Source organism: Singulisphaera chitinilytica, assembly GCF_049331405.1.
GTDB lineage: Bacteria > Planctomycetota > Planctomycetia > Isosphaerales > Isosphaeraceae > PoT.
The window spans coordinates 8,941,157-8,961,368 of sequence record NZ_CP186274.1 but is presented as its reverse complement, the minus strand read 5'-3'; the positions used below and the strand labels follow the sequence as shown (position 1 = coordinate 8,961,368).

The following is a 20,212-nucleotide window of genomic DNA, read 5'->3' as shown; positions in this document are numbered from 1 at the left end:
AAGGGAGAAGTCACGAGACGGGACGGACGCGAGGGATTGAGATATGCCGAGCGAGCATCGGGGTGCCGTGCTGGGGAGGATCCGGCAGGTCTTCGCGTCGGGGACGACGTCGGGGCTCTCGGAGAGCGAGTTGCTCGAGCGGTTCGTCGCCGAGGGGGATGAGCTGGCGTTCGAGGCCCTGGTGCAGCGCCACGGTTCGATGGTCTGGAACGTCTGCCGCCGGGTGCTGCGCGACCCTGATGACGCCGAGGACGCGTTCCAGGCGACGTTCCTGGTCATGGTCCGCAAGGCGGGATTGCTGCGAGACAAGAATCGGCTCGGCCCCTGGCTCTACGGGGTGGCGTTCCGGACGGCCTCGCATGCCCGGGTGAATGCCGCGAGGCGGCACGATCGCGAGGCTCGTGCAAGGCGGCCGGAGGCGGTGGAACCTGACGATGGATCCTCGGTCTCGGGCCTTCGGTGTGGGATCGACGAGGAGATCCTCCGACTGCCGATGCGGTTCCGTCAGCCCTTGATCCTCTGCCACATCGAGGAAAAGACGGTGGACGAGGCCGCGAGGGAACTCGGACTGACCCCCGCCGCGGTCCGCGGCCGGCTCTTTCAGGCGAGGAAGCGTCTGAGGGCGGGCCTCGAACGCCGAGGGCTCAAGCCGACTCGTCGCGCCACGCTGTTGCTGGCGATGACGCGGACTTATCCCCTGCCCGGCCAGCTTGTCGAGAAGACGGCGCGGTTCGCGCTGGGGGCCTCCGGGACGGCGGCGTTGCTGGCGAAGCAGGTGGCGTCGACGATGCTCTGGGGTCAGTTGAAGGGCCTGGGGCTCGTCCTCGGGGCGCTGCTCGTCGTGGCGACGGCGGGGGTCCTCGGGAGCGGCGCCGGCTCTCCCCCTGCCCCTCCCCGAAAGCCCAACGTGGCGAGGCCGGCACCTGCCCCGGCGGCGGCCCTCGCCCCCAGGGCCGACGAGGATCTCGAGGCACCTGGCCCCGTCGACCCCGAGGCCCTCAGCAAGCTCGACCCGTACAAGCCGGGGCGCACGAGGGTCGAGGTCGTCGACGCAGAGACTGGCAAGCCGCTCCAGGCTCAGATCATCCGCACGATCGACAGTGGAGATGAGGTCTCGCTCAAGACCGATGCGGAGGGGCGGATCGACCTGGAGCATTCGACGAGGTGGGGGGACGATCATATCCTCATCCATCTCTGGGCCGAAGGGTACGCGATCCAGCGGTTCGGCTACTGGGGGAGTGGCTGGTCCGGCGCATCGTTCGAGACCTGGGGGACGACTCCTTCCTTGAAGATCCCGGAGAAGATCGTCGTGCGGCTCCACAAGGGTCGGAGGCTCGCCGGGCGGTTCGTCAACGAGGCGGGAGAGCCATTGAGCGGCGTGACCGTCAAGCTCTGGAGCTACAACTGGAAGCCCAGGGATCCCCACGAGTGGTTCCATAACGTGCGGGCGACCAGCGGCCCCGATGGCCGCTGGGAGACCACCAGCGCCCCGGAGGTCAACGGCGAGCTGATGTTCATGGAGTGCAGTCATCCCGAATATGTCGGTGAATATGCGAAGGTGAAGGCGCCTGCCGTCGCGGAGCTGCTCGCGGGAACCGCCGTGACCGTCCTCAAGCGAGGGGCCAAATTCTCGGGGCGGGTGCTGGACATGGATGGGAAGCCGGTCGAAGGCGCGATCGTCGGGTTCATCAAACGCGGGGCCTACGACTTCGGCAGCTCCCCCCACACGCGGACCGATGCCCTCGGGCGGTTCCGGAGCGTCCTCGCCCGGCAAGATGAGGAGACGCGCCTTGTCCAATATCCAGGCCTGCCCCGTCGCGGCGCGGTGAGCCTCCTCGTCAAGGCCCCGGGCCTGGCACCGAGGCTCGTCCAGGAGATCAAGCCGGGAGGTGAGCCGGTCGAGATTCGCATGAAGAAGGGGAAGCTCCTTCAGGGGCGGGTCGTCGACGGCGCGGGCCGGTCGATCAACAAGGCGCATCTTTCCTTTGCGTTCGACAATGGCTTTGGCACCCTGCAGGAAGGCCTCGACACGGATTCCGACGGCCGATTCCGCTGGGAGAACGCCCCGGCGGAGGCCATGTGGTTCAGCCTCGTTCGAGAGGGATACATCGCCAGGGGGGACGTCACGCAAACGGCGTTTGCGGACGGAGAGGAGCACGTTTATCGGATGGACCGGCGGCTCACGATCCTGGGGAACATCGTCGACGAGGGAACCGGGGAGCCCATCGAGAGGACCGAGCTCGAGATCGTCGAGGCCGACTCCTTGAAGACGGTCGCCAGATCGGGGGAGTACGCCGGGAGCGACTGGACCGGTGGAGGCTTCGGCATGGGGGTCGGCACCGAGTCCTCGCCCGGATTTCGGGTCCGCGTCAGGGCGAGGGGTTATGAGGTGTACCTCTCGAAGGCGATCCCCGGAGACCGCATCAAGGCGAAGCTCAATATCAGGCTCAAGAAGGTCCCGCAACCCGGGCTTTCCGGGGTCGTGCTCGGGCCGGACGGCAGGCCGAGGCCCGGGGCTCGCGTCCTGATGGCGTCGGAAAAGGAACCGCTCTGGGTCGATTTCGACCCAAGCATGTTCCTTATCGGCTTCCACGTGGAGACGGGCCCCGACGGTCGCTTCCAACTCCCCGCGACGGACGACCCTTACGCCCTCGCGGTCGTGGATCCATCCGGCTTCGCCCGGGTCGACTCGAATCGGGTGAAGGGGCTCACCGAGATCCGCCTCGAAGCCTGGAGCCGGATCGAGGGGCGATTGCCGGATGGACCACTACGCGATGGGGAACGCCTGGAGTGGCGGGTCATCGATGGGAAAGTCGCCACGATTCCCACATTGCGGTTCGCCTTCATGAGCCACGTTGCCGGGGTGGATGACCAGGGGAGGTTCGTCTTCGAGCGGGTCCCGCCGATCCCGATGAACGTCGGGATTTTCCGGAAGAACCAGGGCGTCCGCCTGCAGGCGATCACCCCGAAGCCGGGCGAGACCGTCCAGATCCGCTGGGACGAGACGCCGCGGTCCGAGCCCTGATGGTTGGAACCCTCGCGTCCGGATATCGCTGTCTCGCGGTAAGATTTTTGTGATGAGCGTTCGTGCGGTTGCAGTACTCCGGCGGTTGAGGACATCGGACGGGACGAACGCGAGGGGTGCGAAATGGCGAGCGAGGATCGGGGGGCTGTGCTGGGGAGGATCCGGCAGGTCTTCGTGTCGGGGACGACGTCGGGGCTCTCGGAAGAGGAATTGCTGGGGCGGTTCGTCTCCGAGGGGGACGAGCTGGCGTTCGAGGCCCTGGTGCAGAGGCACGGGGGGATGGTCTGGGGGGTCTGCCGGCGGTTGCTCCCGGACCCGAACGACGCCGAGGACGCCTTCCAGGCCACGTTCCTGGTGATGGTCCGCAAGGCGGGAATGCTCCGCGACCCGAGTCGGCTCGGCCCCTGGCTCTACGGGGTTGCGGTTCGGACGGCCTCGAGGGCACGGGCGAACGCCTTGAGACGCAAGGACCGTGAGGTCCGCGCGATGCGATCCGAGGCCGTCGTGGATCTCGACCGCTCCTCCCTCGCCGAGCTTCGGTGGGCGATCGACGAGGAGATCCTGCGGCTACCGATGCGGTTCCGCCAACCGGTGCTCCTCTGCCACATGCAGGAGAAGACGGTGGACGAGGCGGCCAGGGAGCTCGGCCTGACCCCCGCCGCGGTCCGGGGCCGACTCTTCCAGGCGAGGAGGCGGTTGAGGTTGGGCCTCGAGCGGCGCGGTCTCGAGCCGTCTCGGCGCTCGACGCTCCTGCTGGCGATGACGCGGACTTATCCCCTGCCCGGCCACCTCGTCGAGAAGACGGCGAGTTTTGCGCTGGGGGCCTCCGGGACGGCGGCGGTGCTGGCGAGGCAGGTGGCTTCGACGATGCTCTGGGGGCAGTTGAAGGGCCTTGGGATCGTCGTCGGAGCTTTGGTGGTCGTGGCAGCCGTCGGAGTGCTCGGAGGAGGCTTCGGTTCACCTCCTGCCGAGCCGAACCAGAAGGGGGCCGACCCTACACCCGACCCTGCCCCCGCTCCGGCGGCGGTGCTGACGCCCAAGGCGATCGAGGAGCCGGACGCCCCCGACGACACCGAAGTACTGAGCAAACTCGACCCTTACAAGGCCAGGGCCGGCCGAACGAGCCTCGAGGTCGTCGACGCGGAGACGGGTCGACCGGTCCAGGCGCAGATGGTCCGCAGTTTTGACAACGGGCGTCGGAGCCTGATCAGGACGGACTCCGTGGGGCATCTCGATCTCGAACATGGGACGAATCGGACCGATCGGAGTGTTTCTATCGACCTTTGGGCCGACGGATATGCGCTCCAGCGGTTCTCCTACAGGGCTGACGGCATGTTCGAGACGATCCCGGAGAAGATCGTCGCGCGGCTTCGAAAGGGGTACAGGCTCGCGGGAAGGTTCGTGAATCAGGCGGGCGAGCCCGTGGGGGGCGTGACGGTCTATCTCTGGAGCCACAATTACAAGCAGAACGATCCGCATGAGCTCTTCTTCGACTTGCAGGCGACCAGCGGCCCCGACGGGCGCTGGGAGACGACGAGTGCCCCGGAGATTACCGGGGAGTTGATCGGCATAAGATATTACCATCCGGACTACATCAGCGAATTCTCGTATGGTTCGGCTCCTCCCATCGCCAAGCTCAGGGATGGCACCGCCGAGACAATCTTGAAGAAAGGCGTCCCCTTATCCGGAACAGTGCTGGGCGGCGACGGTGCCCCGGTCGAAGGGGCGATCGTGATGCTGGGGAGCCGCTCCGAGATCTTCCTCGACGACATCCTCCATACTCGCACCGATGAGCAAGGTCGCTTCCGTTTCGCCAGCGTCAATCCGGGCCGACAGTCGGTCGTGTTCCGGGCCCCGAATTTCGCGCCGCAGGTCCTCGAAAAGGAGATTCAGGCGGGGATCGAGCCGATCGAAGTGCGGATGCAGCCCGGCAAGTCCTTCCACGGTCGGGTCGTCGATAGCGAAGGCAGGCCGATCAACAAGGCACAATTCTACTTCCAACGCTGGAAGGGCCTGACGGCGTTCAGCGAGCCCTTCGAGACCGATTCCGAAGGCCGGTTCCGTTGGGATCATGCACCGGAAGGTGTGCTCATCTATTCGCTCTACCGAGAGGGATACACTGTCCCGCCGATCCTCCCGTCGCTGGAGGTCACCGGCGATGCGATCGAGTTTCGCATGGCGAGGTCGCTCACCGTCTACGGGCAACTCACCTCGGGAGAAACCGGGAAGCCTGTCCGTCACGCCATCATGGAATTTGGCGGTGCTGATGCACAGGGGAACGTCGCGTCCTGGGAGACGCGTCTTGGATACGAGCCGGAGCGCGATGGTCGCTTCATCATGACCTTCGACTCCGAGACCGCGAAGGGGTTCCGATTCCGGGTCCGGGCCCCGGGGTTCGAGCCGTTCGTCTCGGAGGTCATCCCCGGCAACCGGTCGAAAGCGAGGCTCGATATCAAGCTCAAGAAGGATCCGCTGCCCGGTCCTTCCGGGGTGGTCCTCAGCCCCGACGGTAAGCCGAGGGCCGGGGCTCGCGTGCTCATGGCTTTCAAGAAGGACTCGCTCTCGATCGATTGCAATCCGACCACCAGGCCCGGATGCATTTTCGTGGAGACGGGCCCCGACGGGCGCTATCAACTGCCGACGACGGACGAGCCGTACGCACTCGCGGTCGTGGATCCGGCCGGCTTTGCGAGGTACAACTCGGACGAGGCGAAGGGACTCGCCGAGATCCGGCTCCAGGACTGGTGTCGGATCGAGGGGAAATTACCCAATGGGCCGCTTCGAAACCAGGAAACCCTGGATTGGGTGGAGGACACTCGCAACGAGGTGATCGCACCGCCCCCCAAACTGTTGGACGCCGCCGGGCGTCAAGTTGATGGGAATGTGATCACAATTCCTCCCGTTAAGATCGGTTTCTATGTCCACAGGGCCGTGGTTGACGATCGAGGGAGTTTTGTCTTCGATCGTGTCCCGCCGGTCCCGATGATCGTCAGCCATCAGGTCGGCAACGTCAACATTCGCCATCAGCCCATCGCACCACAGCCGGGAGAGACGGTTCGGCTCGACTGGGATGACCAGAAGAAGGCCGAGCCTCGATGATTCGTGCGGTGAATGCGAATGGGCCGGGGATTGCCCCGGCCCGTTCGTTTACTATCACCTGACAAGTGTTCGTTTGTGGATGTGAGCTAATCAGTTGGGACTCGCCTTCGCACTGGGGTCGGGGGCGACATTGGGCTCGATCAGGGATTCCCAGCCGACGGGCTGGGTCCAGGCCTGGGATTTCTGGCCGGGGTATGAGGGGTTCTCGGGGGCCCGGTCGGAGGTGACGACGGCGCGGACGTAGTATTCGTCGCCGGTGAGGCGGTAGGTGGCCTTGGTGCCCTTGGAAGATGAGAAGATGCGGCCGACGTCGTCGGAGTAGCGCCGGGTGACGGGGAGGGGCTTGCCCGAGGCGTCGAGGACGGGCTTGCGGCTCGGGTCGTAGCCCTTCTTCGTGCCGATGAACCGGATCGTGTACTCGACGCCGGGCTCGGGGGCGACCTCAACCTCGAGGAGCTTGGAGGCGGGCGAGAACTTGACCTCGGCCAAGGTGACGCCGGTGCTCGCGTAGAAGTCGCCGGACTCGATGGCGCGGATCAGGGATTCGGGGGTGAGGAAGCGGCTCCGCACCATGATCCAGCCGCGCCCGGGGGTCGAGTTGCCCGAGGGGGCGAAGTAGTGGTGCGAGTCGTCGGTCGCCAGGCCCGCGACGGGGGCCACTCGCATCTCGGCGATACGGATGGTGTTGACGATGTCCCACATCCGCTCGATGCCCACGTGCGTCTCGTCGCCGATCTGATGGACGTCGGGGTGGCCGTTGTAGACCTCGAAGTAGAGCTCGCGCGTGACCATCGCCAGCTCCTCGGCCGTGATCGCGTAGCCGAAGTTGGGGTGGTTCAGGTGGGTCAGGACCGGGACGCCGAACTTCTTGACGTGGGCCTCGACCGCGAGCAGGTTGTTCGTCATCGCCTCTACGACGCTCTTGCCCCCTTGCGGCGGGATCGTATCGACGAGGTTCGTCGCGTTCATGTGAATCGGCTTGGAATCGTGCTGGTCGGTGATCTCCTCCCCCTGGATCAGGAGGAACTTGCCCGGCTGTTCGAAGAGGGGGCGGAACTCGGAGAGGGGCTTGAGCCGGACCTGTTTCTTGCCGTCGTGGTCACGCGTCTCCACCCAGTCGGGGCCGAACCGCCCGCGGTAGAGCGCGAACGCATCGACCTTGGCCCGCTTGTTCGCGGCCTCGATGTCGACCCAGCGTTGTCCCCGGCTCAAGACGTTGTGGTCCGAGAGCGCGAGGAACTGATACCCCTTCTTCACATACCAGTCGACGATCATCTCGGGATAGTCGTTGCCGTCGCTCCAGAGCGAGTGCGTGTGCAGGTTCCCCTTCCACCAGCGCGGGGCGGCGTCGGGAGGGGACGCCATCGTCGAGGGCGCGACGCATGCGCAAGCAAGTGCAATTGTGAAGAGGCAGGCGATCGTTCGGAGGCGGGCACGAGGCATGGGCGGGTCTCGCGGGGGGTGGACCGGTCGGAGAGACGCTCGTTCGCAAGAGCGTGAAGCCTACCGGGTCGGTTCCCCCCGGGCCACCCGGGAGCGGTTTTCATTCGAGAGGCCGAGGGACGGGCAACAGCGTTGCGCATCCCTCGGCCTGGTTTCATGATCCGAGCCCGGATCACATCGAGCGGTCGACGGCCTCGGCGATGCGGCGGCACATGGCCATCATCTCGCCGAAGGCGGCGGGGGTGATCGTCTGCGAGCCGTCGCTCATGGCGTGCTCGGGATCCTCGTGGACCTCGATGATCAGGCCGTCGGCGCCGGCGGCGACAGACGCCTTGCACATCGGCGTGACGAGCCGCGACTTGCCCGTGCCGTGCGACGGGTCGACGACGACCGGCAGGTGGCTCTTCTCGTGGAGGTAAGGGACGGTGGCCAGCGGCAGGGTGAAGCGGGTGTGCTCCTCGTACGTGCGGATCCCGCGCTCGCAGAGCATGACGTTGGGATTGCCGCGGTCGAGGATGTATTCGGCGGCGAGGAGGAACTCGTCGATGGTGGCGCTCATGCCCCGCTTCAGCAGGGCCGGCTTGCCCGAGTCCCCCACGGCCTGGAGGAGCTGGTAGTTCTGCATGTTGCGGGCGCCGATCTGGAGGACGTCGGCGTACTCGGCGAGCAAGGGGACGTGCTCGGGGGCCATGACCTCGGTCACGATCGCCAGGCCGGTCTCCTGGCGGGCGGCGGCCAGCATCTTGAGGCCGTCTTCCTTGTGTCCCTGGAAGCTGTACGGGCTCGTCCTCGGCTTGTAGGCACCACCGCGGAGCCCGGTCGCCCCGAGGGCCTTGAGCTTCTTGGCGATGGAGACGATCTGCTCCTCGCTCTCGACCGAACAGGGGCCGGCGATGACGGCGATCCTGTTGCCGCCGACCTCCAGGTCCAACGCCTTGACAACGGTCCGATCCTTCTTCAGCTCCGACGACGCCCGCTTGTAGGGAGCCATGATCGGCAGGACCCTCTCGACGCCCGGGGCGGGCTCGAGGGCCTCGGTCAGCCCCTGCCGCTCTTCTCCGATGGCTGCGATCACGGTTTGATGCGTCCCCTTGATGACCTGCGGTGACAGGCCGAGCGATGAAATGTGGTTCACCAGATGATCGATCTGCTCGCCCGTCGCGTCGGACTTCATGACGACAATCACGGTACCCCGCCCTCCCCTTTGGAATCTCGAATTCAGGCTTGAGAATAGAACCGCGGGCGTAAGCCCCGGGATAACCAACGAAACGGGAAATCCATCAACGAAAAAAGCCCCGGGACCTGTGGTCAGGTCCCGGGGCCGTGTATGGATGACACTTGGGAAGGAGAAGGCGTCTCAATAACGCCCTCGGCCCGGCGACCTGTGTATGAACCCCGTAAACACGGGATACCACCACCAGCTTCGGTAGCTAAAGCTAAAAGAGCCATAGTTCGCCGAAGCCTTGGTCAACTGCCGCTCTCCCGAGTGTGAATCAGACAAGAAGATCTGAGAATGCGTTAGGGAAGGTGCCCTGAATGTGGAGGACCGGGCCCGATCAGATGCATCGGGCCCGGCCTCGCTATCGAACAGACTAACCTGCGGATGCGGCTTGCCCGACGGGCAACCCGTCGGCTGCCGTTAGGCGAGCCGCCTCTGGTTATCACTACTCACAAAATCACCCCCTTTACGTTAAGCCTTCCCGGTCCCGTGGGAGTCCAGCCTCGGCACAGGAGCGGGCACTAGCCCGTCGTACCACGCTCGTACGACCCGTAAGCCGGTCGGGTGCGAACACCCAACCGACAATTCCAATATAGGCGAGACCTCCGCGTGGATCAATCGTCATCCGCCGATCCGTCCCCTTTTTCGTCGAACTTTTCGGGAGATCCGGACGACATCCCCAGACGTGTCTCCGTCCTTAAATGAAGGCAAGCCACGGACAAACGAAACGGGAGCCGGCGCCCGGGCTGGGGCGCCGACTCCCGTTTGGATCCGTCGATTTTCGGTCGATTTCGTCGCCTCAGAGCGACCCGAGTCCGAGGACCGGCGTCGCCGCCAGGGCCGGGATCTTGAGGTCGGCCAGCGGGGTCTGGTCGCCCGACTTGAGGAACTTCAGGCGGACCGACTTGTTCTCGGTGTCGGGCACGCAGGCCACGACGTAGGAGTCGCCGATGACGCTCAGGTGGTGCTCGCGGACGTCGACCACCAGGGCCGTCTCCTCGTCGATGCCGAGGCCGACGAGGTTGGGATGGGCCGAGAGGACCCCGACCAACCGCTCGACCCGGTTACGCTTGAGGAAGTGCTGGTCGATCACCGCACCGGCGATGAAGTCGAACCCCTGCCCGATGTCGGCCTTGGTATTGCCGCCGGCGATCATCACGCCCGACATCACCGCGGCCCCGGCCGAGGTCCCGCCGATCACGCCGCCGCGGTCGAGCAAGGACTTGAACTCCTTCTGGACCAGCGTGCCGAGATAGGCGTCGGTCAGGCAGACCTGGTCGCCGCCGGTCATCCAGATGCCGGTGGCCTCGGTCAGCGGCTTGACGAACTCGGGGTCGTTGGCCTTCTCCCTCGAACGGGTGTGGAGCAAGGTCACCGACGCCGCGCCGCTCTGCCGCCAGTCGTCGAGGACATGGTTCAGGTAGTCGAGGTGATCCGCGTTGGTCGTGGCCGTCGGGATCACCACGATTTTGGCCTTCTCGCCGCCGGCCAGGTTGCAGAATTGCTTCCGAATCGACGGGGGCAGCTTGCCGCCGCCGCAGATCACGAGCTTACCGCCCGAAGGCTGCTCGACGACCTGGACGATCGGGGCCTTCGCGTCGATCTGAGAGGTTATCGAGGACGACGCCTTCGTCGTCGGCCTGCCGCCCAGGATGAGGGCCGCACCCATGAAGACGGTCAGGGCCGTCCCCATCATCAGAGAGGAGCGTCGGGGAAGCGTCTTCGGATCGGTCGCGCTCAGCGATGTTTGAGACATCTTGCCACCTCATTCTTGAATGACGAAGATGCACAAGGGGCAACGGGTGATCGCGCTGGGCGAAAAGCAACTCGCTCAAGGCCATCGGCTAGAAACCTGACTCCGTTTCTACGCCCTACACTTCCTGTCGGCCTTCAACTCGATCCTCAATCACCCTAAATCGAACTATACCCCATCGGCCTCTTTGATACAACTTGGGCATACTATTGACGATGCTTATACTGCGTCGGGCTGGTTTGGGCGGTGGGAAGGTATGAGACAACGGAGGAATTTGGGGATGCAGGTTCCGTGCCAGAGGTGGATGGTCGGCGGCAGAACCTGCGCCGTCGGCAAGGTCGGAGGGAGGGGTTCGTTCGCTTAAAATTTGTGCAAGACACGAGTTAGGGCGTGGCAAAGGCCCAGGGCTCGGTCGCGAACTCGGTGCTCCCGCGGGTGGCGAGGTCCGCGAGGATGCTCCCGATCAGACACGAGAACTTGAAGCCGTGCCCGCTGCATGGGCTTGCGACGATCACTTCGGGGCAGCTCCCGAGCGATCCGAGGCAGAAGTTGTCGTCGGGGGTGACCGTGTAGAGGCAGACCTCGGTGAGATCGATGGGCGTTTCGGCGAGCGCCGGGATGTGCTCGCGGAGGAACGCGCGGACGATCCCCTCATAGTTTTCCTCGACCGGACGTGCGGGATCGTCGGGGCTGACTTCCGGCCCGCCGTGCCTCGCGACCTTGACGCCGAGGCCGAGGAACTCGGGCATCCCGTAGAAGTCGTCCAGCTCCTTCGTCCCCTTCGAGATGAAGACCGGGAACCGGCCCGGCTGGAACGGAGAGGGGTCGGCCGCGCGGAAGTAGAAGACCCGCTGATGGGTCGGCTTCAGCGGCCTGGCCACCTGCGGGAGGAGTTGGCTCGTCCACGAGCCGGCCGTGACGATCAGGCGATCCGCCACGATCCGATGCGACTTGGTCAGGATGACCGGCCGGCTCCCCTCGACGTCGATCCGCTCGACCTTGGTGTTCTCCAGGATCGTCGTCTTGTCGCCGCCGAGGCGCCTGGCCAGGTCGACCTGCGCGGCGATGCAGCGGGCGGCGGAGAGCATGCCGGCATCCGGCTCGAAGACGACGTCGTGGTCGTCGGGGACCCCGAACATCGGGAACGTCCGCCTCAGCTCCTTCCCCGTCATCCTTCGGTGGGGGACGTCGATCGCCTCGAGGTTCGCCGTGACCCTGGCCACGTAGTCGAGTCTCGGGGCGCAGAGGCTGATGCCGCCGGTCCGCAGGTAGAGGTTCTGACCCGCCTCGGCCTCGAGGACCTTCCAGGCGCGGAAGGCGGCGGGCATGAGGCTGGCGTAGAAGGGGTCGGCGTACGAGTGCCTCGTGATCCTCGCCGCCCCGTGCGAGCTGCCGCGGTCGTGGCCGATCGCGAATTGCTCGAGGAGCAGCACCGGCTCCCCTCGCCGGGCGAGGTGGTAGGCCGCGGCGGCGCCCATCGCGCCGGCGCCGAGGATCACGTTGGGGGCATGGATCGTTTCGGTCATGGTCGTGCTGGGTCCAGGCGGGGTCGGCTCGTCTCGGCTTGTATCGTCATCAGAGGGCGGTCAGGTAGCGGCGCAGCTCCCAGGCCTCGACCTGGGCATGATACTCGCGCCACTCGTCGCGCTTGAGGCGGAGGAACTCCCCGGCGATCGGGCCGAGACCCTCGCGGACGACGGCGTCGGCCTCGAGGTGGTCGAGGGCCTCGGTCAACGACTGGGGCAAGGTCTTGATCCCGCGCTCGGCCATGCTGGCGAGGCTCGCCTCGTAGAGATTGCCGAGGTTCGGCTCGCCCGGGTCGAGGTCGTTGGCGATGCCGTCGAGCCCGGCCGCGAGGTACGCCGCGATCGCCAGATAAGGGTTGCAGGCGCTCGAGACCGTGCGGTCCTCGACGTGCCCCCCCTCGGGGATTCGCAGCATCTGGGTCCGGTTGTTGTCGCCATAGGTGATGAAGGCGGGGACCCAGGTGAAGCCCGACCTGGAGCCCGTCAGGGCCGCGCCGAGCTGGAGCCGCTTGTAGCAATTGACCGTCGGCGAGGTCACGGCACACAACGCCGGGGCATGCTTCAGGACCCCGCCCAGGAACTGGTAGCCGAGCTTCGAGAGCCCGAGCCCGCGCTCGTCGGACTCGTCCAGGAAGAGGTTCTTGCCGGTGCGGGCGTCGGCGATGTGGTAGTGCATGTGGGCGCCCGAGCCCGTGCGGTTGGCGAAGGGCTTGGCCATGAACGTCGCCACCGCGCCGACGCGCTGGGCGACCTGCCCGGCCATCATCCGGAAGAAGGTCAGGCGGTCGGCGGTCGTCAGGGCTTCGGCATATTTGAAGTTGATCTCATATTGATAATTGGCGTCCTCGTGGTCGACCTGGTAGACGTCCCAGCCGAGGGCGTCGAGGCCGTCGTTGAGGGAGCGGAGGAAGTCGAGCGCGGCGGACATCCCCTTGAAGTCGTAGCAGGGTTTGGCGAGGTCGTCGACGTTCGCGGGGTCCCAGCCCGAGATGGTGCCGTCGGCGTTCTTCGTCACGAGGAAGAATTCGGGCTCGATGCCGACGTTGAAGGTGAAGCCGAGGGACTTCGCCCGCTCGAGGATCCGGCGGAGGTTCACGCGGGGGCAGAAGGGGTGGGGCTCGCCGTCGACGTAGAGGTCGGAGGCGAACCTGGCGATGCCGGGCTCGTAGGGGAGCGGCGTGTACGTGTCGAGGTCGACGCGGGCGTTGAGGTCGTGGGAGTGGGGCCCCTGCCCGGCCCCCCAGACGGCCGCCCCGGCGAACCCGGCGCCCGACTCGACCATGCTCGGCAGGGTCCTCGCGGGGACGAGCTTGACCTTCGCCGCGCCGTGGATGTCGACGAACTGGATCAGCAGATACGAGATGCCGTCGGCTTCGAATTGCCCGAGGAGAGCCGTGATCCGGGCACTATTCTGAGACATCAACTCGGGCTCCTGGTCGCCCGCCGGACCCCCTGGCTGTCGGGTCGCGACGGCGCGGGTTGCGATTGTAAAACAAATCTTGGCGACAAACGCGAGCCCAGCCACTAAAATCATCTCGATCCCGGGGCGAGTCCTCGACCGGGGGACCCGATCGCGGCCCGGACCTCGCGCCTCCCCGCGAGTCCTCGACGCAACGTTCCTACCTTCGAAATGCAAGAAAAGTCCGGGTGCCCGCTCGCCCCGTCTTGACGGGGCCGCCGCCCGCGCCCAGGCTACCTTGTGCGTGGACGCACGACCCCGGCGACCGCCGCGAGCCCGCCGAACCCATAGGTCCTGAACAATATGTGCGGAATCATCGGATTCGTCGACAAGCTCGCCCGCCGCGACTTCGCGACCGGCCAGGTCGTCCTGGCGATGCTCGAGGCCCTCGGCTGCCGGGGCCCCGACAGCGCGGGCGTGGCCATGCTCCGCGAGCGTCCGCAAGGGGAGGCCTGGAGGGTCCGCATCGCCCCTCCCGAGGCCGAGGTCCTCTCGCGGATCCAGGGGCTCGGGCACGTCGAGGGGGCCCTGATCCAGGGGGATTCGCTCAGCTTCCGCTTCGAAGCCCATGCGGGAGTGACCCCCGAGGCCGTCGAGAAGGCCCTCGGCGCCTGTCGAGGGGGGCTCGAGGTCCTCGGCATGGGGACGCGGCTCGACCTCGTCAAGCAGGTGGGGACCCCCTCGCGGCTCGAAGGGACATACGGCATCTCCTCGTGGCGGGGCCCGCTGGCGATCGGCCACACGCGGATGTCGACCGAGAGCCGGATCGACCTGAGCCACTCGCAGCCCTTCTGGGCCCACGGCGTCCTCGACCTCGCCAGCGTCCATAACGGCCACGTCACGAATTACCACCAGTTGCGGCGCTGGTACGAGCAGGCGGGCGTGACCTTCTACACGGATAATGACTCCGAGGTCATCGGCGTCTATCTGCGCGATCGGCTCGATCGGGGCCGGAGCCTCGACGAGGCCCTGGCCGACTCGATCCGCGACCTCGACGGCGCGTTCAACTTCCTGGTGGCGTCGGCCGAGGGGCTCGGCGTGGTCCGCGACCGCTTCGGCTTCAAGCCGCTGGTCATGGCCGAGACCGACGAGTTCCTCGCGGTGGCGACGGAGGAGATCGCCCTGCGTCGCGCCCTGCCTGGCAACTACCGCGTCTTCGAGCCGCCGATCGGCCGGGCCTCGTTCTATCCGCTCGAGGCGCCCGCCCTCGTCTGACATCGCCGCACGATTCATCAACGACCAGAGATCCCTGGGGGTTTGCCCGTGTCCTCGACCTCGACGACTCCGGAGAGCGCGACGATCGACTGTTCCGAGCGCGCGGTGCGCCTCATCAACCAGGAGGTCCGCGCGGCGTTCGCCTCCGGGATCGGGCGGGTCACGCTCTCGAATCCGGGGGCGAAGCACAACCTCGGCGTGGCCCTGCCGGAAGGCGTTCACCTCACGATCGACGGCAGCGCGGGCTATTACGCGGCCGGGCTCAACGACGGCGCGACGGTCGAGATTCGCGGCTCGGCCGGCTGGGGCGCGGCTGAGAGCATGCGCGTCGGCACGGTCCTCATCGACGGCGACGCCGGCAACGCCGTGGCCGCCTCGATCCGCGACGGGCTCGTCGTCGTGCGGGGGGATGCCTCGACCCGCGCGGGGATCGCGATGAAAGGGGGAGCCCTCATCATCGGCGGCAGCGTCGGGCCGATGGCCGCGTTCATGATGCAGAAGGGGATCATGATCGTCTGCGGCGATGCGGGCGACGGCGTGGCCGACAGCATGTACGCCGGCACCGTGTATGTCGCCGGCTCGACGGGCGAGCTCGGGGCCGACGCCATCGACGCCGAATTCACCGAGCAGGACCGCGAGCTCGTCTACGGCCACCTCGAGCGGTCCAAGGTCCCCGCCCCCGCCCGCTTCCGCAAGCTCATCGCCGGCCAGAAGCTCTGGAACTTCCGCCAGGAAGACCTGCACCTCTGGAAGGCCGCGCTCTGAGGATCATGTCCTCGCGCGATCATGACCATACGCTTCCCCTCTGCTTGATTGATTCATCCCCACGCACGAAACATCCGAACCTTCGCCTATCTCCCAGGGAGCGAGTCCTTTGAACCCATCGGATCCGGTCGCATCCACGACTCCGCAGACGTCAGCCGCCGACCGATCGCCGATGGAGCGCTCGGGGACGTTCACGCCGGGGGTGATCGAGGACATCCAGATCAAGGCCGAGCTGGCCCGCTACCGGATCCGAGGCTTCGGCATCCTCCGCCCGAGGACCTGGTCCACCTTCGACGACCTGACCTTCGTCCCCGGCACTCTGACGCGGATCCCGCTCGAAGGCTATCGCGAGAAGTGCTCGACGAAAACGGTGCTGGGCACCCGGTTCGCCAAGAAACCGCTCGAGCTGGACATCCCCCTGATGGTCACCGGCATGAGCTACGGGGCCCTCTCCAAGAACGCCAAGACCGCGCTCTCGCGTGGCGCGAGGATGGCCGGGACCTCGACCACGACGGGGGACGGCGGCATGCTCGACGTCGAGCGGGCCGAGTCCAAGCTCCTCGTCTGCGAGGTCCTTCCCAGCCGCTACGGCATCAACATCCAGCACCTCCGCAAGGCCGACGCAATCGAGCTGACCATCGGCCAGGGGGCCAAGCCCGGCACCGGCGGCCTGCTCCTCGGCTCGAAGGTCTCCGACGAGATCGCCAAGCTCCGCGACCTCCCGCCGGGCGTCGATCAGCGCTCCCCGTGTCGCCACCCCGACTTCCTCGGCCCCGACGACATGGTCATCAAGATCGAGGAGCTCCGCGAGGCGACCGACTGGCAGATCCCGATCTTCGTGAAGATGGGGGCCTCGCGCGTCTTCGACGACGTCCGCCTCGCCGCCAAGGCCGGCGCCGACGTCGTGGTCGTCGACGGCATGGAAGGGGGCACCGGGGCTTCTCCGGAACTATTGCAAGAGCACACCGGCATCCCCACCCTCGCCGCCGTCTGCGAGGCCCGCGCCGCACTTGAAGACGTGGGCCTATACGGCAAGGTCCAGCTCGTGATCGCCGGCGGCCTCCGCCACGGCTCCGACTGCGCCAAGGCCATCGCCCTCGGCGCCGACGCCTGCTACCTCGGCACCTCTCTTTTGATCGCGCTCAATTGCAACAAGCCCATTTATGAGGAAGACTACCACGCGATCGGCGCCGCCCCCTACGCCTGCCACCACTGCCACACCGGCCGCTGCCCCGTGGGCATCACCACGCAGGACCCTGCCCTGGCCTCTCGCCTCGAGATCGACCCCGCCGCCGAGCGCGTCGCCAACTTCTTCCACGCGTTGTCGTCGGAAATCCAGATCCTCGCCCGCGCCTGCGGCAAGAGCGACGTCCACCACCTCGAGCCCGAGGACCTCCGCGCCCTGACGATGGAAGCCTCCTTCATCACCGGCCTCCCCCTCGCCGGCACCAACCGCGTCGTCGGCGGCGGGCCTGGGTGGAGAGGTTGAGCGTCTCCCGGAATGAAGCCCCGACAGGACCCCTCGGTGTTGGCGTATGATTTGATAGAAAGCGGATCGTGCAGGATTGAAAATCGATTCACACCGAGGGGCCGATGGGATGCAGAAGGAGACGCCTGCACGAGGGGCCGGCGCGAGGGGGTTCGTCCGTAGCATCTGGGGGAGTCTCGTCGCCGCCGCATTTATTCTGTTCCAGGACGGGGCGACGGGCGGGACTTGCCTCATCGCATGGCTCTACTGTCCTGTCTGGTTCCTCCTCCGCCTCGCGCACTACCTGGCCAAGCGCCCCAGATGGGGCGTCGCGTTGGTGTGGGTTGGACTCCCCTTCCTGACGTTCGGACTCCTCTGGGGCAACAGTATTCTCCAGAACAAGATCGCCGAGGCCAACGCCCGGAGAGTCATAGCGGCCTGCGAGGCCTATCACGCCGCCAACGGCGAGTTCCCCAAGGAGCTTGATGAACTCGTGCCGCGATATCTGAGTTCTGTCCCACGTGCGAAGTATTGCCTGGCGGGTCGCTTCTTTTATCACAATCCCGAATCGCCCATGCTCTATTGGCAGGTTGTTCCGCCGTTCCTCCGGAAAATCTACGACTTCGAGACACGGCACTGGAGATACCTCGATTAGAGGGCCATCCATGTCGTCCTCGAGCGCGTTGTACTTCCGGTGATCGCCAGGTTTGCGAACAATGAAGTTTTTGAAGGACCACTCTGCTTCTCAAGGGTGACATTTAGATCGGCATTGGCCGGTGCAGGCTTCGGTAGCAGCAGGACCTAAGAAATGTTAGTCGTTATGAAATGGCTGAAGCGGGCGGGGATATGGTTCTTGACCGTTATCTCGCTCACCAGCGTCGCAATCCAAGTGGTCGACAAGGGTGGAGGCCGTAGCGGAGTGCATGCCCGCTCTGGTGTTACTCTCTCAGATCGCGTTGCTACGGGTGCCTTTTTCGGTGCTATAGCGGTTCTGAGTATAGTTGAGTTGCTTGGGATCGGCCGTGGGCCGAAAAAGCCACCATCGACTGGGTTATCTGGCAAACTCCTCGATTGAGGGGATCGAAGATTTCGGGATGGAATTCAGGTGCGACGAGGCGGCCCATCCAGGCGGCCTCGTCGCGCTGATAGGATGATCAGTTCACCCCTTTGTGGTCGTAGCTCAGGGCGCGCGAGACCTTCCAGCGGCCGTCCTTCTTCTGCCAGAGGTGGACGAACTTCGCGACGGTCACCTCGCGCTCGCCCTGGTTGCCGGCGGTCTGGAAGAAGCGGTGGCGGCCGATCTCGATGGCGAGCGAGATCGTGCATGTCGAAGGTTGCCACCTGTGTCGACGGAGAGGAATCCTGTCCGATAGAATACGGGGATCGCGGGGGTCGGAAGTCGATTCACACCGAGGTGCCGATCGGATGCAGAAGGAGACGCCTGCACGAGGGGCCGGCGCGAGGGGGGTTGTCCGTAGCATCAGGGGGAGCCTCGTCGCCGCCGCATTTATTCTGTTCTACGACGGGGTGTTTGGCGGGACTTGCGCCATCGCATGGCTCTACTGTCCTGTCTGGTTCCTCCTCCGCCTCGCGCACTACCCGGCCAAGCGCCCCAGATGGGGCGTCGCGTTGGTGTGGATTGGACTACCCGTCATGACGTTCGGACTCCTCTGGGGCAACAGCATTCTCCAGAACAAGATTGCCGAGGCCAACGCCCGGAGAGTCATAGCGGCCTGCGAGGCCTATCACGCCGCCAACGGCGAGTTCCCCAAGAAGCTTGATGAACTCGTGCCGCGATATCTGAGTTCTGTCCCAAGTGCGAAGTATTGCCTGCTGGGTCGCTTCATTTATGTCAATTCCGGAGCGCCTATGCTCTTATGGTACGTAGTTCCGCTACATCTCCGGAAAATCTACAACTTCGAGACACGGAAATGGAGCTACCTCGATTAGAGGATCAATCAAGGCCTTCGCCATGCCATCGCAATCTTGGTGATCGACCGAGTTCGTGTTACCACCAAGAGGTTTTGCAAAGGCCTCTCGCGGCGGCTGATGGCCAAGCGATCAATTGGCGCGGAGCTCTTGTTCAGGTATCTTGGTAGAAGGGTGGTTTGACAGGTTTCTGATCGAAGAGTGGCTCAGGACCGTAGGCATGCACCTGGAGTTCATACTTCTCGGGCCACCCATCTCGAATCAATCCGTGGGTCCCAACCTCACGAACTGGAAGGCGAGGATCCGAGCGGAGGCAACGCTCAAATGGCTGACTCCCAAACTGATGGGCCATCTCAAGGCGATCGTGATCAACTTCCACGAGGGTGATAAGCCGTCTCTTGATCTCGATAATATGTCCAAACCTATTTTGGACGAGATGCAAGATATCATTTATGCCGACGATCGCCAAATTCGCCAAATCGAAATCAGTCACGTACGCATTGATGCTCCTTTCGTAGTTGCCGGCGCATCGGCGTTGCTTGTGAGGGCGGTCCAGGCCGGGAATCAGTTCGTGTATGTGCGGCTCGAAGATCCTGTCGTCCCATTTCCCTTGCCGAGATGACCTCATGGACTTCGAACAAGAACTCAAGAGAGTCGCGGATTCCTACGCGAGCCGGGGATATCGGGTCACGATCCGGCCCGACGCCATGGCGCTTCCCAGTTTCGCCAAGGACTTCAAGGTCGAGATCCTCGGCAAGCGAGGGGCCGAGAGTGTCCTCGTCGCCGTGAAGCAGGATCGCGACCAGTTGGCCGGAGATTTCAACCTGACCCGATATGCGGAAGTCATCGGCGGGCAGGATGGATGGAGGTTTGACTTGGCCACCTTGGATTCGGAAAAGCCAGGTTCGAACGAGTATGACGGGGCCGAAGACTTCTCGATTGATGATATCGAGAAGTCTTTTGCCGATGCTCGCAACCTGCACGATCAGGGCTTCTTGAGCCAGGCCGTCATCACGGCCTGGGCTGGATTTGAAGCGTCGATGCGGCACAGGCTCAGGGCGATGGGAGAGCGAGCCGGCTGGGGGTCGTCGCCCATCAGCATGCTGAATGAGCTCTTCTCGAACGGCATCCTCGACGGCGATGATTTCAACCGCTTGCGGAATCTTTCACGCGTGCGAAACCAGATCGTTCATGGATTCCTCTCCCCGCTGGCCTCGGAGGGAGGGGCTGTGGAATTCCTCGCCGAGATCGGGCTTCGATTGGTCCACGACTCTCGAAACGTGAATCCCGCGAACTCATAATCAGACGCGA

At 65.1% G+C, this 20,212-nt stretch carries 14 protein-coding genes; 9 read left to right on the top strand and 5 right to left on the bottom strand.

Features of this window, described 5'->3' with window-relative positions; all coding sequences use genetic code 11:
* Positions 1-43: 43 nt before the first annotated feature.
* Positions 44-3,025: a sigma-70 family RNA polymerase sigma factor gene (locus tag ACOYYX_RS34910; RefSeq protein ID WP_422927275.1), complete on the top strand. Its 2,982-nt coding sequence runs from the start codon at positions 44-46 to the stop codon at positions 3,023-3,025.
* Positions 3,026-3,148: 123 nt separating this feature from the next.
* The gene (locus ACOYYX_RS34905; RefSeq protein ID WP_422927274.1) at positions 3,149-6,124 is read left to right on the top strand and encodes a sigma-70 family RNA polymerase sigma factor; all 2,976 of its coding nucleotides are present in this window, start codon (positions 3,149-3,151) and stop codon (positions 6,122-6,124) included.
* A 90-nt stretch (positions 6,125-6,214) separates the two neighbouring features.
* Here ACOYYX_RS34905 and ACOYYX_RS34900 read toward each other — a convergent pair whose 3' ends face one another.
* The 5 genes from ACOYYX_RS34900 to glnT form a co-directional block, all read right to left on the bottom strand.
* Positions 6,215-7,489 carry a PHP domain-containing protein gene (locus ACOYYX_RS34900; protein ID WP_422927273.1) on the bottom strand — a complete coding sequence of 425 codons (1,275 nt, stop codon included), beginning with the start codon at positions 7,487-7,489 and terminating at the stop codon, positions 6,215-6,217.
* Positions 7,490-7,739: 250 nt separating this feature from the next.
* A complete protein-coding gene (gene aroF / locus ACOYYX_RS34895; RefSeq protein WP_422927272.1) occupies positions 7,740-8,753 on the bottom strand; it encodes a 3-deoxy-7-phosphoheptulonate synthase in 1,014 nt (337 codons plus the stop codon).
* Between the two features lie 832 nt (positions 8,754-9,585).
* On the bottom strand, positions 9,586-10,542 hold the full coding sequence (locus tag ACOYYX_RS34890) for a cyanophycinase (RefSeq protein WP_422927271.1): 957 nt from the start codon (positions 10,540-10,542) through the stop codon (positions 9,586-9,588).
* Positions 10,543-10,922: 380 nt separating this feature from the next.
* Positions 10,923-12,065: an N-methyl-L-tryptophan oxidase gene (solA, locus tag ACOYYX_RS34885; protein WP_422927270.1), complete on the bottom strand. Its 1,143-nt coding sequence runs from the start codon at positions 12,063-12,065 to the stop codon at positions 10,923-10,925.
* A 49-nt stretch (positions 12,066-12,114) separates the two neighbouring features.
* Entirely contained in the window at positions 12,115-13,485 is a 1,371-nt protein-coding gene (glnT, locus tag ACOYYX_RS34880) for a type III glutamate--ammonia ligase (protein ID WP_422927269.1), read from the bottom strand.
* 342 nt (positions 13,486-13,827) lie between these two features.
* Here glnT and ACOYYX_RS34875 point away from each other — a divergent pair, with 342 nt between their 5' ends.
* The 7 genes from ACOYYX_RS34875 (at position 13,828) to ACOYYX_RS34845 (ending at position 20,202) form a co-directional block, all read left to right on the top strand.
* Positions 13,828-14,739, top strand: coding sequence for a glutamine phosphoribosylpyrophosphate amidotransferase (locus ACOYYX_RS34875; protein WP_422927268.1), 912 nt, complete (start codon positions 13,828-13,830; stop codon positions 14,737-14,739).
* A gap of 48 nt (positions 14,740-14,787) precedes the next feature.
* Complete coding sequence (locus ACOYYX_RS34870) at positions 14,788-15,504, top strand: glutamate synthase (protein ID WP_422927267.1); 717 nt, start codon at positions 14,788-14,790, stop codon at positions 15,502-15,504.
* 172 nt (positions 15,505-15,676) lie between these two features.
* Positions 15,677-16,993, top strand: a complete 1,317-nt coding sequence (locus tag ACOYYX_RS34865) for an FMN-binding glutamate synthase family protein (RefSeq protein WP_422931704.1) — start codon at positions 15,677-15,679, stop codon at positions 16,991-16,993.
* A gap of 109 nt (positions 16,994-17,102) precedes the next feature.
* Entirely contained in the window at positions 17,103-17,627 is a 525-nt protein-coding gene (locus tag ACOYYX_RS34860; protein WP_422927266.1) for a hypothetical protein, read from the top strand.
* A 770-nt stretch (positions 17,628-18,397) separates the two neighbouring features.
* Entirely contained in the window at positions 18,398-18,922 is a 525-nt protein-coding gene (locus ACOYYX_RS34855; protein WP_422927265.1) for a hypothetical protein, read from the top strand.
* 199 nt (positions 18,923-19,121) lie between these two features.
* On the top strand, positions 19,122-19,523 hold the full coding sequence (locus tag ACOYYX_RS34850) for a RusA family crossover junction endodeoxyribonuclease (protein ID WP_422927264.1): 402 nt from the start codon (positions 19,122-19,124) through the stop codon (positions 19,521-19,523).
* Positions 19,524-19,527: 4 nt separating this feature from the next.
* Positions 19,528-20,202: a hypothetical protein gene (locus tag ACOYYX_RS34845; protein WP_422927263.1), complete on the top strand. Its 675-nt coding sequence runs from the start codon at positions 19,528-19,530 to the stop codon at positions 20,200-20,202.
* Positions 20,203-20,212: the final 10 nt, after the last annotated feature.

Bases quoted from the DNA above. Each gene is read 5' to 3' on its own strand.
- ACOYYX_RS34910 (WP_422927275.1), top strand. From the start codon at position 44: ATGCCGAGCGAGCATCGGGGTGCCGTGCTGGGGAGGATCCGGCAGGTC.
- ACOYYX_RS34905 (WP_422927274.1), top strand. From the start codon at position 3,149: ATGGCGAGCGAGGATCGGGGGGCTGTGCTGGGGAGGATCCGGCAGGTC.
- ACOYYX_RS34900 (WP_422927273.1), bottom strand. From the start codon at position 7,489: ATGGCGTCCCCTCCCGACGCCGCCCCGCGCTGGTGGAAGGGGAACCTG.
- ACOYYX_RS34890 (WP_422927271.1), bottom strand. From the start codon at position 10,542: ATGTCTCAAACATCGCTGAGCGCGACCGATCCGAAGACGCTTCCCCGA.
- solA (WP_422927270.1), bottom strand. From the start codon at position 12,065: ATGACCGAAACGATCCATGCCCCCAACGTGATCCTCGGCGCCGGCGCG.
- glnT (WP_422927269.1), bottom strand. From the start codon at position 13,485: ATGTCTCAGAATAGTGCCCGGATCACGGCTCTCCTCGGGCAATTCGAA.
- ACOYYX_RS34875 (WP_422927268.1), top strand. From the start codon at position 13,828: ATGTGCGGAATCATCGGATTCGTCGACAAGCTCGCCCGCCGCGACTTC.
- ACOYYX_RS34865 (WP_422931704.1), top strand. From the start codon at position 15,677: ATGGAGCGCTCGGGGACGTTCACGCCGGGGGTGATCGAGGACATCCAG.
- ACOYYX_RS34860 (WP_422927266.1), top strand. From the start codon at position 17,103: ATGCAGAAGGAGACGCCTGCACGAGGGGCCGGCGCGAGGGGGTTCGTC.
- ACOYYX_RS34855 (WP_422927265.1), top strand. From the start codon at position 18,398: ATGCAGAAGGAGACGCCTGCACGAGGGGCCGGCGCGAGGGGGGTTGTC.
- ACOYYX_RS34850 (WP_422927264.1), top strand. From the start codon at position 19,122: ATGCACCTGGAGTTCATACTTCTCGGGCCACCCATCTCGAATCAATCC.
- ACOYYX_RS34845 (WP_422927263.1), top strand. From the start codon at position 19,528: ATGGACTTCGAACAAGAACTCAAGAGAGTCGCGGATTCCTACGCGAGC.